At 58.3% G+C, this 13,763-nt stretch carries 13 protein-coding genes and 1 pseudogene; 13 read left to right on the top strand and 1 reads right to left on the bottom strand.

Annotated elements, in window-relative coordinates; translation table 11 throughout:
- Nucleotides 1–150: 150 nt before the first annotated feature.
- Nucleotides 151–1,518 carry a CYTH domain-containing protein gene (locus tag AACY44_RS27265; protein ID WP_339415189.1) on the bottom strand — a complete coding sequence of 456 codons (1,368 nt, stop codon included), beginning with the start codon at nt 1,516–1,518 and terminating at the stop codon, nt 151–153.
- Between the two features lie 158 nt (nt 1,519–1,676).
- On the opposite strand from AACY44_RS27265, the gene argE reads away from it, so the two are divergent.
- The 13 genes and pseudogenes from argE to AACY44_RS27890 all read left to right on the top strand — a co-directional run bounded on the left by argE (nt 1,677) and on the right by AACY44_RS27890 (nt 13,642).
- On the top strand, nt 1,677–2,825 hold the full coding sequence (gene argE, locus AACY44_RS27270) for an acetylornithine deacetylase (RefSeq protein WP_339415190.1): 1,149 nt from the start codon (nt 1,677–1,679) through the stop codon (nt 2,823–2,825).
- A 133-nt stretch (nt 2,826–2,958) separates the two neighbouring features.
- The gene (gene argA, locus AACY44_RS27275; protein WP_065891333.1) at nt 2,959–4,257 is read left to right on the top strand and encodes an amino-acid N-acetyltransferase; all 1,299 of its coding nucleotides are present in this window, start codon (nt 2,959–2,961) and stop codon (nt 4,255–4,257) included.
- Nucleotides 4,258–4,880: 623 nt separating this feature from the next.
- Nucleotides 4,881–6,215, top strand: coding sequence for an OprD family outer membrane porin (locus tag AACY44_RS27280; RefSeq protein ID WP_339415191.1), 1,335 nt, complete (start codon nt 4,881–4,883; stop codon nt 6,213–6,215).
- Nucleotides 6,216–6,467: 252 nt separating this feature from the next.
- A pseudogene (locus tag AACY44_RS27285) lies at nt 6,468–6,865 on the top strand (redoxin domain-containing protein).
- A gap of 232 nt (nt 6,866–7,097) precedes the next feature.
- On the top strand, nt 7,098–7,691 hold the full coding sequence (ssuE, locus tag AACY44_RS27290) for an NADPH-dependent FMN reductase (RefSeq protein WP_339415192.1): 594 nt from the start codon (nt 7,098–7,100) through the stop codon (nt 7,689–7,691).
- Nucleotides 7,692–7,786: 95 nt separating this feature from the next.
- On the top strand, nt 7,787–8,755 hold the full coding sequence (locus AACY44_RS27295) for a sulfonate ABC transporter substrate-binding protein (protein ID WP_339427626.1): 969 nt from the start codon (nt 7,787–7,789) through the stop codon (nt 8,753–8,755).
- A gap of 24 nt (nt 8,756–8,779) precedes the next feature.
- On the top strand, nt 8,780–9,928 hold the full coding sequence (gene ssuD, locus AACY44_RS27300) for an FMNH2-dependent alkanesulfonate monooxygenase (protein ID WP_339415194.1): 1,149 nt from the start codon (nt 8,780–8,782) through the stop codon (nt 9,926–9,928).
- A gap of 9 nt (nt 9,929–9,937) precedes the next feature.
- Complete coding sequence (gene ssuC, locus AACY44_RS27305) at nt 9,938–10,726, top strand: aliphatic sulfonate ABC transporter permease SsuC (protein ID WP_339415195.1); 789 nt, start codon at nt 9,938–9,940, stop codon at nt 10,724–10,726.
- Nucleotides 10,723–11,529: an aliphatic sulfonates ABC transporter ATP-binding protein gene (gene ssuB / locus AACY44_RS27310; protein ID WP_339436169.1), complete on the top strand. Its 807-nt coding sequence runs from the start codon at nt 10,723–10,725 to the stop codon at nt 11,527–11,529. Before ssuC ends, ssuB begins: the two co-directional genes overlap by 4 nt.
- 28 nt (nt 11,530–11,557) lie before the next feature.
- Nucleotides 11,558–11,773 (top strand): TOBE domain-containing protein, encoded by a 216-nt coding sequence (locus tag AACY44_RS27315; RefSeq protein WP_003213899.1) that lies wholly within the window; start codon nt 11,558–11,560, stop codon nt 11,771–11,773.
- Between the two features lie 223 nt (nt 11,774–11,996).
- Nucleotides 11,997–13,238 (top strand): S-type pyocin domain-containing protein, encoded by a 1,242-nt coding sequence (locus AACY44_RS27320; protein ID WP_445261144.1) that lies wholly within the window; start codon nt 11,997–11,999, stop codon nt 13,236–13,238.
- A gap of 4 nt (nt 13,239–13,242) precedes the next feature.
- Nucleotides 13,243–13,500 (top strand): bacteriocin immunity protein, encoded by a 258-nt coding sequence (locus AACY44_RS27325; protein ID WP_339456007.1) that lies wholly within the window; start codon nt 13,243–13,245, stop codon nt 13,498–13,500.
- Between the two features lie 25 nt (nt 13,501–13,525).
- Nucleotides 13,526–13,642 (top strand): hypothetical protein, encoded by a 117-nt coding sequence (locus AACY44_RS27890; RefSeq protein WP_445261145.1) that lies wholly within the window; start codon nt 13,526–13,528, stop codon nt 13,640–13,642.
- Nucleotides 13,643–13,763 lie beyond the last annotated feature (121 nt).

Raw genomic sequence — 13,763 nt, forward strand, 5'->3', positions numbered from 1 at the left:
CTCCCACTCGGGTGCTGACACACCAGTGCTGGCTACGGCCTTTGCCCCGCACGCGTTCTATAACCTTACGATGAACCAGTTTGATGCGCGACAGCGCTACGTCGAAGATGTAGTGGGGCCTCCCACACTTTGACCGAGGCGTCCTTTGAATTACAGACGCAGCAAAGTCTTCCAGGCACGGTTCTGATACACCGCAATCGCCTGATGCATCCGCGCATCCAGCGACTCATCGGTGATCGGCTGATTGGCCAGTTGCGCCAACTTGTTCAGCTCGCCATACAGGCGGTCCAGCTCCAGAAGGTCGACCACGTTACGCGCATGGTGCAGCCAGGCCTGGATGCGTTCGATACGCGGCAGTTGCTCAGCCAGGTCTTCCGGTTGCTGCTGGTAGCGCGGCAATTGCAGGGCGACTGCATCGTCGGCCAGCAGGCGTGGCAGCCAGTTGGTGATTTGCGCAGCGCCCTGGCGGTTGCCACGCACATTGCGGTCGGCGGTCCAGGTGCGAGCCAGCAGCCAGCGCGAGGCGTTCAGTGAGAACTGGCCCCAGCGCAGGTCTTCCAACTCTTCGGCGAACTGCTCAGGCGCAGCTTTGCGGATGTCTTCATCGTCGTCACCGGCTTGTACCAGTGGGCGCCAGTCTTCCAGCAGTGCATCGAGTGCGCTGCGCAGTTCGCTGGTGGATTGACGCGGTGCGGCCTGGCCGAGGCTGCCGATCAGGGCGCGCAGTTCGCCGAGGGTGTCGACCCAGTCTTGCAACAGGCGCCAGTGGCCATTGAAACGGTATTGCTCGGCCAGGCGTTGGCTGCTGCCGAGCAGGTGCCACATGATCGCAGCGAAGGCATCGTCCAACGGCATTTCGGCGTGGATCTGCGGCGCTGGCAGGCTCAACGAGTAGCTGCTGGCGTCATACAAGCGGTAGCCACGTTCGGCCTTGCTGATGTCGCAAGGCATCAGCGCCAGGGTCGCAGCCAGCTCGGCGGCGAGTTCCAGCAGGGCAGCCGGTTCGCCTTCGCGCAGTTCCAGTTCCAGCTCGCAGATTTCTTCTTTCTGCTTCCCAACCACCACGTGTCCCAGGTCCAAAGCGGCTTCGATCACCACCTTGGCTTTGCCACGGCCCCAGGCGATTTCGGCGCGTTCACGCACAAAGTCGGTGGTGAAGATCGGCTTGAGGGTCTTTTTGTCCAGCTCGGCCAGTTGCTCCGGCCAGCATTCGCCGTCGAGTTTCTTCACGTCGAGCTTGGCTTTGGGCAGGTCCCAGTTGTATTCGTTACGTTCCGACAAGCCGGCGACGCTCTGACCGCGGGTCTTGAGGGTCTGGATGATATCGTCACCGTCCTTGCGCAGGCGCAGGGCGACTTTGGCCTGGGCCAGGTCGCGTTCGGGGGTGTCGAAATACTGGTTCATCAACTCACGGCGTTCCCAGCCACTTTTGTTGCGTTTTTTCAGTAGCGGGTGCTCACGCAGCGCGGCGAGTGTTTCGCGGCTGACGCGGAGCTTGATTTCGGTTTCTTTCTGCATGGCCGGAAAATCCAGGATCGGGAGCGCAGCCGGGAAAAAGAGTGGCTGCCAAGGTCGTGCAGTGTACAGGACTGAGCCCGGCAACGTGCCGCAACGGTTTATTGTGTCGTGTAGATGCCTTTATAGTGGGACTCATCCGGGAAGTTGGGAGACCGCGAATGCCATTACCGTCCATGAAAGAGCAATTCGCCGCATTGGTTGCCGCGCCGTCGGTCAGTTGCACCCAAGCGTCTCTCGACCAGACCAACCGCCCGGTGATCGACCTGCTTGCCACCTGGCTGGGCGATTTGGGTTTCGCCATTGACATCCAGCAGGTCAGCCCTGGCAAATTCAACCTGCTCGCCAGTTTCGGCAGCGGCCCCGGTGGCCTGGTGTTGGCCGGCCATAGTGATACCGTTCCTTATGACGCCGCGCTGTGGAAGACTGATCCGCTCAAACTGACGGAAGTCGACGGCCGCTGGGTAGGACTGGGCAGTTGTGACATGAAGGGCTTTTTTGCTCTGGCGATTGAGGCGGTGCTGCCGCTACTGGATCAACCGTTCAAGCAACCGCTGCTGATTCTCGCCACCTGCGATGAAGAAAGTTCCATGTCCGGCGCCCGCGCGCTGGCCGAGGCAGGGCGCCCGTTGGGCCGCGCGGCGGTGATCGGTGAACCGACCGGGCTCAAGCCGATCCGCCTGCACAAAGGCGTGATGATGGAGCGCATCGACATCCTCGGCCAGAGTGGCCATTCGTCGGACCCAAGCCTGGGCCACAGCGCCCTCGAAGCCATGCATGACGCCATGGGCGAACTGCGCGGGCTGCGCCTGGCCTGGCAACGTGAGTACCGCAATCCGCAATTCAGCGTGCCACAGCCGACCCTGAATTTTGGCTGCATCCATGGCGGGGACAACCCTAACCGCATCTGCGGCCAGTGCTCCCTGGAGTTCGACCTGCGGCCCTTGCCGGGCATGGACCCGCAGGTGTTGCGCGCGGCTATCCGGCACAAGCTTGAACCCTTGGCCGAGCGGCACAAGGTCAAGATCGACTACGCGCCGTTGTTCCCCGAAGTGCCGCCGTTTGAGCAAGCCGAAGACGCCGAGCTGGTGCGGGTTGCGCAACGATTGACCGGTCATCGTGCTGAAGCAGTGGCGTTCGGCACCGAAGCGCCTTATCTTCAGCGCCTTGGTTGTGAAACCCTGGTACTTGGCCCTGGCGACATCGCTTGCGCCCATCAGCCGGGCGAGTACCTCGAAATGTCACGCTTGACGCCTACAGTGCGTCTATTGCGGGAACTGATCGAACATTACTGCCTGAAACCTGCATAAATTAACCTCTGCCCATTCGTACATAAGGAGAGTGAGCGTGTCGCCAAGCCTGTTCCGACGATAACCATCAGCCCGCTGTGCGCTTTCACGATTCATCCTTTTTCGGCTGCTTTTTATTACAGGCCCAGGTTCTATGCCCGACTACGTTAATTGGCTTCGTCACGCGTCCCCTTACATCAACGCCCACCGCGACTGCACTTTTGTAGTCATGCTGCCCGGCGATGGTGTGGAGCATCCGAACTTCGGTAATATCGTCCACGACCTGGTGCTGCTTCACAGCCTGGGGGTGCGACTGGTGCTGGTGCACGGTTCGCGCCCGCAGATCGAAGTGCGCCTCGAAGCGCGTGGCCTGACCCCTACTTACCACGAAGGCATGCGCATCACCGATGCGGCGACGCTGGAGTGTGTGATCGACGCGGTCGGCCACCTGCGTATCGCCATTGAAGCGCGCCTGTCGATGGACATGGCCTCGTCGCCGATGCAGGGCTCGCGCCTGCGCGTGACCAGCGGCAACTTCGTGACCGCGCGCCCTATCGGCGTATTGGATGGCGTGGACTATCACCACACCGGCGAAGTGCGCCGGGTCGACCGCAAGGGTATTAATCGCCTGCTGGACGAGCGCTCCATCGTGCTGTTGTCGCCGCTGGGGTATTCGCCCACTGGTGAGATCTTCAACCTGGCCTGCGAAGACGTCGCTACTCGCGCCGCCATCGACTTGGGTGCCGACAAGCTGCTGCTGTTCGGCGCCGACTTGGGCCTGATCGATGAAAATGGTCGCCTGGTGCGCGAACTGCGCCCGCAACAAGTGCCGGCCCACCTGCAGCGCCTGGGCAGCAACTACCAGGCCGAATTACTCGACGCCGCCGCAGAAGCTTGCCGGGGTGGAGTAGGGCGCAGCCATATCGTCAGCTACGCCGAAGACGGCGCTTTGCTCACCGAGCTGTTTACCCGTGACGGCGGCGGTACGTTGGTGGCCCAGGAGCAATTTGAACTGGTGCGCGAAGCGGCGATTGAAGACGTGGGCGGCTTGCTCGACCTGATCAGCCCGTTGGAAGAGCAGGGCATCCTGGTGCGCCGTTCGCGGGAAGTGCTGGAGCGTGAGATCGAGCAGTTCAGCGTGGTGGAGCGCGAGGGCATGATCATCGCTTGTGCAGCGCTGTATCAGATCGCAGATTCGGATGCAGGTGAGCTGGCGTGCCTGGCAGTGAACCCGGAATATCGCCACGGCGCGCGGGGTGATGTGTTGTTGGAACGCATCGAAACCCGAGCGCGGGCGCAAGGGTTGAAGACGTTATTTGTCCTCACCACCCGCACCGCCCACTGGTTCCGTGAGCGCGGTTTTGTGCCCAGCAGCGTGGACCGTCTGCCCTCGGCGCGGGCTTCGCTGTACAACTATCAGCGTAATTCGAAGATTTTTGAGAAGGCCTTGTAGGCCCGATTTCGGCGGTCAAGCAGGCCAAAGTGTAAGAGGGGGCTTGCTCCCGATGGCGGAGTGTCAGTCGATAGTACTTGACTGGCTCACCGCTATCGGGAGCAAGCCCCTTCTCATTTCTATCACTTCAGAAGTATTGATCAGAGCCGATACGATGGTAGGCACACCGTTGAACCAGCGGCTTTGACATCAAAAGAAAGTATTAGAGATACAAAAACTGTAACAAATTGACGGGAGGATGTGCGCTTCGCCATCATGGCGTCGCTTTTTTGATCGTGAGTGACGTATGAAACAGTACAGTCAGACTAAACGGTCTAAAAGTGCGCTGGTAAATACCCTTTAGGAATAGCTTTTGTAGCGTTCAGCCAACGTAGACTGGCTCATATCACGAAAATTTTTATTCCTTAATCGTATAAAAAAGAATGAAGCAATTCTTTTTGGGTGTATGGAAAACTCATTACCCTGCAGGGACCAAATCAACTGCGGTTAGACGAAGGTAGTAGACACACAAGGTTACGATTGACTTGTCAGTCACTATGCGGTGCTAATCGCGCATCTGTGGATCGAGGGCGTCAGACCCGAGACCAAAGAACTACAAAAATTAGAAATGAGAGGAGCGTTACATGAAGAAGTCCACCTTGGCTTTGGCTGTAGCTTTGGGCGCCATCGCCCAGCACGCAGGCGCTGCCGGTTTTATCGAAGACAGCAAGGCAAGCGTCAGTTCCCGAACGTTGTATTTTGATGGCGATGCGCGTGATGGTGGCGCGGATCAGCGCGAAACAGCCACCGGCTTGAAGTTCAACTACCAGTCTGGTTTCACTCAAGGCGTGGTTGGGTTTGGGATTGATGCACAGGCACTGGTGGGTCTCCACCTGGACGGCGGTCGTGGCCATCACCCAAACAGCAACTCCTTCGTTCCAAGCGACACCGACGGTTCTGCCGTAAGCAGTTGGAGCAGCGCGAGCGCCAACGTCAAGGCCCGCTTCTCCAAGACTGAAGCGCATTTGGGTGGCGCACTGGCTCCAAACCTGCCGATCCTGATTGCAAGCGACGGCCGTCTGCTTCCGCAAACCTTTGAAGGCGGCACCATCACCTCCAAAGAAATCGACAATGTGACCTTCAACGCCGGTCAACTTGAGCACGCCACTGGCCGTGCTTCGAGCAACAGCACCGGTTTGGCTGTCAACGGCGGTTCGAAGGCAACGAAGGAAAGCAACCAGTTCCGTTTTGGTGGCGCAGACTGGAAGGTCACCAAAGACCTGACCCTGCAGTACTACTACGCGAATCTGGAAGACTACTACAAGCAGCACTTCCTCGGTCTGGTACACGTTTACCCGATCAGCGAAGGTCAATCGTTCAAGACCGATCTGCGCTACTTCGACAGCAGTTCCGATGGCAAGAATGGTCAAGCTGGGTACGGCTTCAACAACAATGGTGGCTACGCTAAGAACACTGGCGAGGTTGATAACAAAACCTGGAGTGCCATGTTCACCTACGCCTTGGGTGGCAGTGCTTTCATGGTCGGCCATCAGCGCGTCAACGATGACGGCGGTTTTGTTTGGCTGAACCAAGGTAGCGTCGTTGACGGTAACGGCCGTAACGAGGGTGCTGGTGGTTCAAGCTTCTATCTGTTCACCGACAGCATGATCAACTCCTTCGTTCGCGCGGGTGAAAACACTACCTTCGGTCAATACTCGTATGACTTCGCTGCGCTGGGTGTTCCAGGTCTGAAAACCTCGATTTCCTATCTGCACGGTGACAACATCAAAGCCAGCAACGGCAGCGGTGATCAATCCGAGTGGGAACGCGACATGCGTATCGACTACACCGTTCAGCAAGGCGCGCTTAAGGGCTTCGGTACCACGCTGCGCCACGGTGCTTATCGTGGTAGCGGTACAGGCATCCAGGATCAGGATCAGACCCGTCTGATCTTCAACTACACTTACAGCTTCCTGTAAGACTAAGTGAAGTAGTTGAAAAAAAACCTCGCGCTCGCGCGAGGTTTTTTGCTTTTTCTCAAGGCGGGCTCACCCCCGTAAGCCCTCCCTGAATTCCCTCTTTAGTACAACGTCTCAAGGCCTTCTCGAACCTTGAAATCGATGTTGCTCCTCGCTCGTCACGACGTCCAATGAACAGATTTTTAATATTCTTTTAAAGTAATCCGTAACCCATGCACAGTGGGCTCCATAGCACTCACTAGGAGCCACACCATGAGCCTAAGACTGGGCGACATCGCCCCGACTTCGAACAGGACTCCAGCGCCGGCACGATTTGTTTCCACGAATGGCTGGGCGACAGCTGGGGCGTGTTGTTTCCCCACCCGGCGGACTTCACCCCGGTGTGCACCACCGAGCTGGGCTTCACCGCCAAGCTCAAGGGCGAATTTGCCCAGCGCGGCGTCAAGGCGATTGCCCTGTCGGTCGACGCGGTGGACTCGCTGCAGCTGACCGACAACCACGAGGTCGCCACCCCGGCCAACTGGCAGGACGGTGATGAGGTGGTGATCGTGCCGTCGCTAAAGGACGAGGAAGAGATCAAGAAGCGCTTTGCGAAGGGGTATCGCGCGGTGAAGCCGTATCTGCGGCTTGCCCCTCAGCCGAATCGTTAACGCAGGCCCAATGTGGGAGCGGGCTGCATTTCAAGTCTCACATAGCAGGGGTTTACAGGCCGTTTTTACGGCCTTTTTTTCGCCCGGAGATTTATAATCTTCATATGCATTTAAAGAATAAACAAATGAAAAAATAAGATTTAAAGATATATAAATCTGCTGATAAGGTCTGTTCCATCTTGGCGCCATCGCCACACAGCGAACCGCTGACACCTGCTCAAGGAAATCCTGCATGTTGGTCGTAACACTTGGAGGCAGTCCCAGCCAGCGTTCCCGCTCCGGGGTGTTGCTGGATAAAACCCGTCAGTGGTTGCAAGACAAAGGCGTGGAAGTGGTGAGTTACCAGATACGGGACTTCCCGGCTGAAGACTTGCTGCACGCTCGCTTCGACAGCCCCAAGGTCATCGACCTGCTGCAACAGGTGGCGAATGCGGATGGCCTGGTGATTGCCACGCCGGTCTACAAGGCTTCGTTTTCAGGCGCGCTGAAAACCGTGCTCGACCTGCTGCCCGAACGCGCCCTGGCCCACAAGATCGTATTGCCGATGGCGACTGGCGGCAGCATCGCCCACATGCTGGCGGTGGACTACGCCTTGAAGCCGGTGTTGTCGGCGCTGAAAGCCCAGGAATTGCTCCACGGCATTTTTGCCGAGGACAGCCAGATCGCTTATGCCGAAGGCAGCGTCCAGGCGCAGTTGGTGCCGGTGGTAGAACACCGTCTACACGAAGCCCTGGAGCAGCTTTACAGCGCCATGGCCCGTCGCCCGAAACCGCTGGACCCGCATGTATTGAATGAACGTTTGCTGAGTGCTCGCTGGAGCATTTAAGCGGTACCCGACATCAAGTCACACTCACCTTACTCAGCCGCCAACGGCCAAGCAGGTGCAGCCAAAACCCTATTCGCACATTTGGAGAGAGCGCCATGCGCACTGTCATCTTGCGTCGTGGTCTGGTCGCACTGTTTGCTGCGGCTGTGTCCTTCGGCGCCATTGTTCAAGCTCAAGCCGCCGAGACCTTGCGTATCGGTTACCAGAAGTACGGCACGTTGGTGCTGCTCAAAGCCAAGGGCACCCTGGAAAAACGCCTGGCCGCCCAAGGCGTGAACGTGCAATGGACCGAGTTTCCCGGTGGGCCGCAATTGCTCGAGGGCCTGAACGTCGGCTCCATCGACTTCGGCGTGACCGGCGAAACCCCACCGGTGTTCGCCCAGGCGGCCGGTGCCGACTTGCTCTACGTGGCCTACGAGCCACCCGCGCCGACCAGCGAAGCGATCCTGGTGCCGAAAGACTCGCCGATCAAATCCGTGGCCGAGCTCAAGGGCAAGAAAATCGTGCTCAACAAAGGCTCCAACGTGCACTACCTGCTGGTACGTGCGCTGGAAGACGCCGGCCTGAAATACACCGACGTGCAGACCGTGTTCCTGCCGCCCGCCGATGCACGTGCCGCCTTTGAGCGTGGCAGCCTGGATGCGTGGGTGATCTGGGACCCGTACCAGGCCGCCGCCGAGAAACAACTGCAAGCGCGCACCCTGCGTGACGGTACCGGCATCGCCGACAACCATCAGTTCTATCTGGCGACCAAGCCGTACGCTGAAAAAAATCCGGAAGTGATCAAGGCTTTGATCGAAGAAGTGCGCGCCGTGGGCGAATGGTCCAAGGCCAACCCGCAGGAAGTGACTGAACAAGTCGCTCCGCTGCTCGGCCTGCCGGCTGACATCACCCTGACCTCGATGAAACGCCAAGGCTACGGTGCGCTGTTCCTGACCCCGCAAGTGGTCGCTGCCCAGCAGAAAATCGCCGACACCTTCTACCAACTCAAATTGATTCCCACGCCCTTGAGCATCAAGGACGTGATCTGGACGCCACCCGCCGCCGTTGCCAAAGCGCCGTAATCCGATTTTTCAGGAGACAACTCCATGAGCCTCACTATTTTCTGGTTCCTGCCTACCCACGGTGACGGCCATTACCTTGGCACCGCCGAAGGCGCTCGCGCCGTCGACCACGGTTACCTGCAGCAAGTGGCCCAGGCTGCTGACCGCCTGGGGTTCGGTGGGGTGCTGATCCCTACCGGTCGCTCCTGCGAAGACTCGTGGCTGGTGGCTGCCTCGCTGATTCCGGTGACCCAGCGTCTGAAATTCCTTGTCGCGTTGCGCCCCGGGATCATTTCCCCGACGGTGGCCGCGCGTCAGGCCGCGACCCTGGACCGCCTGTCTGGCGGCCGTGCGTTGTTCAATCTTGTCACCGGTGGTGACCCGGAGGAATTGGCCGGCGACGGTCTGTTCCTCAGCCATGAAGAACGCTACCAGGCCTCGGTGGAATTCACCCGCATCTGGCGCCGCGTGCTGGAAGGCGAAACCGTGGATTACGACGGCGAGCACATCAGCGTCAAAGGCGCCAGGCTGCTTTACCCGCCGATCCAGCAACCACGCCCGCCGCTGTACTTCGGCGGTTCCTCCGAAGCCGCCCAGGACCTGGCTGCCGAACAAGTGGAAATGGTGCTGACTTGGGGCGAGCCACCGGCTGCCGTCGCTGAAAAGATCGAACAGGTACGGGCCAAGGCCGCGAAGCTCGGGCGCACTGTGCGCTTTGGTATTCGCTTGCATGTGATCGTGCGTGAAACCAACGATGAGGCGTGGAAAGCCGCCGACAAACTGATCGCTCATCTGGACGACGACACCATTGCTCGTGCCCAGGCCTCCTTGGCGCGTTTCGATTCCGTCGGCCAGCAACGCATGGCTGCCTTGCATGGCGGCAACCGCGACCACCTCGAAGTCAGCCCCAATCTGTGGGCCGGCGTCGGCCTGGTCCGCGGCGGCGCGGGTACGGCACTGGTGGGCGATGGCCCAACGGTTGCGGAACGTGTGAAGGAATACGCAGCACTCGGCATCGACACGTTTATCTTCTCTGGTTACCCACACCTGGAAGAGTCGTATCGCGTCGCCGAGCTGCTGTTCCCACACCTGGATATCGAGCGTCCCGAGCTGCCGAAAAGCGCTGGGTACGTCAGCCCGTTCGGCGAGATGGTCGCCAACGACATCCTTCCCAACGCTGCGTCACAGAGCTGAGGCAGCGCCATGAACTGTGAAAAACTAAGCCATCGTCTGGCGCCCTGGGTACTGCCGATTCTCTTGCTGGCGGTGTGGCAGTGGTCGGTGTCGGCGGGCGGGTTGTCGACGCGCATCCTGCCGGCCCCCAGCGCAGTGATTGCAGCCGGCGTCCACCTGGTGGCCAGCGGCGAAATCTGGACACACCTGGCCATCAGCGGCTGGCGTGCGGGCCTGGGTTTTGTGATCGGCGCCAGCATCGGTCTGGCCCTGGGCTTTATCACCGGCCTGTCGAAGTGGGGCGAACGCCTGCTGGACAGCTCGGTGCAGATGATCCGCAACGTGCCGCACCTGGCGCTGATCCCGTTGGTAATCCTCTGGTTCGGCATCGACGAGACGGCGAAGATTTTCCTGGTTGCCCTTGGCACGCTGTTCCCGATCTACCTCAACACGTATCACGGCATCCGCAATGTCGACCCGGCGCTGGTTGAAATGTCGCGCAGCTACGGCTTGTCCGGGTTCAGCCTGTTCCGTCAGGTGATCCTGCCCGGCGCGCTGCCGTCGATTCTGGTGGGGGTGCGGTTTGCCCTGGGCTTCATGTGGCTGACGCTGATCGTGGCGGAAACCATCTCGGCCAGTTCCGGTATCGGTTACCTGGCGATGAACGCCCGTGAATTCCTGCAAACCGACGTGGTGGTACTCGCGATTGTGATGTACGCGATCCTCGGCAAGCTCGCCGACCTGGCCGCGCGTGGCCTGGAGCGTGTGTGGCTGCGCTGGCACCCGGCGTATCAAGTGAATAAAGGAGGTGCGGCATGACCGCTCAACAACCTCCGCGTCTGCTGAAGGGGATTCCCCTGGCGGTGCGCAAACTGCGAAAGGCTTTTGGTGCGCGCGAAGTGCTCAAGGAAATCGACCTGCACATTCCTGCCGGCCAGTTCGTAGCGGTAGTCGGTCGCAGCGGTTGCGGCAAAAGTACTCTATTGCGCTTGCTGGCTGGCCTGGACAAAGCCAGCGGCGGCGAACTGCTGGCCGGCTCTGCGCCGCTGAGCGAAGCGATTGAAGACACGCGGTTAATGTTCCAGGAAGCACGCCTGCTGCCATGGAAAAAGATCATCGACAACGTCGGCTTGGGTCTTAAAGGCAACTGGCGCCACAAAGCGTTAGACGCCCTGGAAGCAGTCGGCCTGGCCGAACGTGCCAATGAGTGGCCGGCGGCGCTGTCTGGTGGGCAGAAGCAACGCGTGGCCCTGGCGCGCGCCTTGATCCATCAACCGCGCCTGCTGTTGCTTGACGAGCCCTTGGGCGCGTTGGATGCCCTGACTCGTATCGAGATGCAGCAACTGATCGAAAACCTCTGGCACAAGCACGGCTTTACCGTGTTGCTGGTAACCCACGACGTCAACGAAGCCGTGGCCATTGCCGACCGGGTGATTCTGATCGAAGACGGCGAAATCGGCCTCGATCTGATCGTCGACCTGCCACGCCCACGGGCCCGCGGCTCGCATCGCCTGGCGGCGCTGGAAGCCGAAGTGCTCAACCGTGTGTTGTCGTTACCCGGTAGCCCGCCGGAACCCGAACCTGTTTCACCGCTGCCTACGCAATTGCGTTGGGCGCAATAACTCACTTGTCCCCTGAAGGAAAAACAACATGACTATTAAAGCCATCAACGTGCGTAACCAGTTCAAAGGCACCATCAAGGAAATCGTCGAAGGCGACGTGCTCTCGGAAATCGACGTGCAGACCGCGTCCGGCATCGTGACGTCGGTGATCACCACCCGTTCGGTCAAGGAGTTGGAGCTGGTGATCGGCAGCGAGGTGATTGCTTTCGTCAAATCCACCGAGGTGTCGATCGCCAAGTTGTGATCGATGCTTTGCAAGAAGCTCTGAAGGTAAATACCGGTCGGGGCTTTTTTTGCCCTGACGTTTATGTTGCGAGACGCCTCCTTCGTTGTTTTCGGACCCTTCCCACGATAGCCAAGCCGATTTTTTAAGTAATGTTTGGACTGGCTATGAGCTTCCTGATACGGAGGCTTTTTTGTATCCGAAACAAGGAAGGCTTATGGCAAGCAATCAAGGCCTTGGCCCGATGCCTAGGGCGCCGCGGCCGGCAAACAAAAATTATCTGCCCGGCAAAGCTCCCAGGCAGCCTGTACCTGCATCGGCGGCTCCAACTCGTGAATTCATTGCACCTGTGGAGACTTTCCCCGAGCCGCTTCCGGCACCGATCGGGTGCGTATTTGCCAAGTCCTGTAACCTGCCGAACTCCGTTATCGATTACCGCTCACCCCTAGGTTTCGTACCCACCGACAGCCTGAAAGCCTACGGTGATCTGGTGTTGCTCGGCGGGCGTGAAGTCGATGAGTTGGGGCGTATGCCACTGAAAAAAATCAGTGGCACCGCACTGCCGGTCGGCATAGGTGGACTCGCCCTGAGCGGTACGGCGCTGGGCTCTCTATCGGGCGTGGCGAGTGGCTTGCTGGTGGGGCTTGTGGCGTTGGTATGGCCCTCCAACCTGGGCGACAGCGCCCTTTATACCGAAGACCAACTGCAAACCCTCAAAAAAGCCCGCACGAGGATGCGCCTGCACGTCGAGCAGCAAACCGATGGCACGTTGAAAGGCTACGGCTACTACACCGGCACACACCGCAACTGGGAAATGATTGATGTCATCCAGTTTCAACCACGCGGCACACAACAGGTGGCGGATTTTGGTGACGGCGTCGAGCTGATCTGGACCCCGGCGGTCAACCCGGGCGATACCCTGGGCATCCCAACACTGGAAGCTGCGCCACAAGCCCCGCAAATCTGGATTTTTCCGCCGACCGATCAGGCGGACAAGATCATCGTAGACCCGATTCATCCGCCGGACTACAGGGATTTCATCTTGGTTTTTCCGGCCGATTCGGGGATAAAACCTCTATATATCGTGATGAATGTCCGGCTCGATCCGGGCGTCGTTACAGGCAGAGGGCAAGATGTAGATGGACTCTGGCTAGCTGGCGCGGGGGTTGGGCTGGGGGTGCCGATTCCTACGAGGATTGCGGATCAGCTGAGGGGGAAGAGTTTTGGTAGTTTTGATGCGTTTAGGACGGCGTTTTGGAAAGCTGTGGCGGTTGATTCGGAGTTCGGTAGACAATTTAATTCCGAAAATACAGACCGTATGTACGACGGCTTTTCACCCAAAACTAGGAGGCAAGATCATGTTGGGAAAAGACGTGCTTTTGAATTACACCATATCGATTTAGTGTCAGAAGGAGGGGCGGTTTACAATGTAGACAATCTGCGAGTTACAACCCCAAAAAATCACATTGATATTCATCGGAGATAGATCTATGAAATCGAGTATTTCAGAATATACAGAAGATCAATTCATTAGCTTCATGCAGGAAATATTTAAGGCAAACAAAGGTGCTCCAGATGAGGTTTTAGATCCTTTACTTGATGAATTTGAACGTATCACCGAGCACCCTGCGGGGTCGGATCTTATTTATTACCCCGAGGAAGGTGCTGATAATTCAGCGGAGGGCATTACTCGTACGATCAAGGCTTGGCGGACAGCTAATGGTTTGCCGGGTTTCAACGATGTTTGAGGGTTTTCTATGAGAAAGAAATCATATTGACTCGATTTCAGGCGGTGGAGAGGTCTGCAACGTAGACAATTTATGGATTAAAACACCCCGAAAACACATTGGTATTTATCGGGAGTCACCTCATGAAAAAGAACATTTGTAGTGGTCAACTGATCCCGGACACGACGTTAAGTTTTTTCTCAGCCTGAGCCGGTGGCAGCCCACCATTAAATTGGTGCGGTCGAATCCAGTTGTACCGGTGCATCAAAAAATGGCTGATATCC

The organism is Pseudomonas sp. RA_15y_Pfl1_P11, assembly GCF_963970975.1.
Lineage (GTDB): Bacteria > Pseudomonadota > Gammaproteobacteria > Pseudomonadales > Pseudomonadaceae > Aquipseudomonas > Aquipseudomonas tritici.

Coding starts and splice junctions, on each gene's coding strand:
- argA (WP_065891333.1), top strand. CDS start 2,959: ATGCCCGACTACGTTAATTGGCTTCGTCACGCGTCCCCTTACATCAAC.
- AACY44_RS27265 (WP_339415189.1), bottom strand. CDS start 1,518: ATGCAGAAAGAAACCGAAATCAAGCTCCGCGTCAGCCGCGAAACACTC.
- AACY44_RS27295 (WP_339427626.1), top strand. CDS start 7,787: ATGCGCACTGTCATCTTGCGTCGTGGTCTGGTCGCACTGTTTGCTGCG.
- AACY44_RS27280 (WP_339415191.1), top strand. CDS start 4,881: ATGAAGAAGTCCACCTTGGCTTTGGCTGTAGCTTTGGGCGCCATCGCC.
- ssuC (WP_339415195.1), top strand. CDS start 9,938: ATGAACTGTGAAAAACTAAGCCATCGTCTGGCGCCCTGGGTACTGCCG.
- ssuD (WP_339415194.1), top strand. CDS start 8,780: ATGAGCCTCACTATTTTCTGGTTCCTGCCTACCCACGGTGACGGCCAT.
- ssuE (WP_339415192.1), top strand. CDS start 7,098: ATGTTGGTCGTAACACTTGGAGGCAGTCCCAGCCAGCGTTCCCGCTCC.
- argE (WP_339415190.1), top strand. CDS start 1,677: ATGCCATTACCGTCCATGAAAGAGCAATTCGCCGCATTGGTTGCCGCG.
- AACY44_RS27320 (WP_445261144.1), top strand. CDS start 11,997: ATGCCTAGGGCGCCGCGGCCGGCAAACAAAAATTATCTGCCCGGCAAA.
- AACY44_RS27315 (WP_003213899.1), top strand. CDS start 11,558: ATGACTATTAAAGCCATCAACGTGCGTAACCAGTTCAAAGGCACCATC.
- ssuB (WP_339436169.1), top strand. CDS start 10,723: ATGACCGCTCAACAACCTCCGCGTCTGCTGAAGGGGATTCCCCTGGCG.
- AACY44_RS27325 (WP_339456007.1), top strand. CDS start 13,243: ATGAAATCGAGTATTTCAGAATATACAGAAGATCAATTCATTAGCTTC.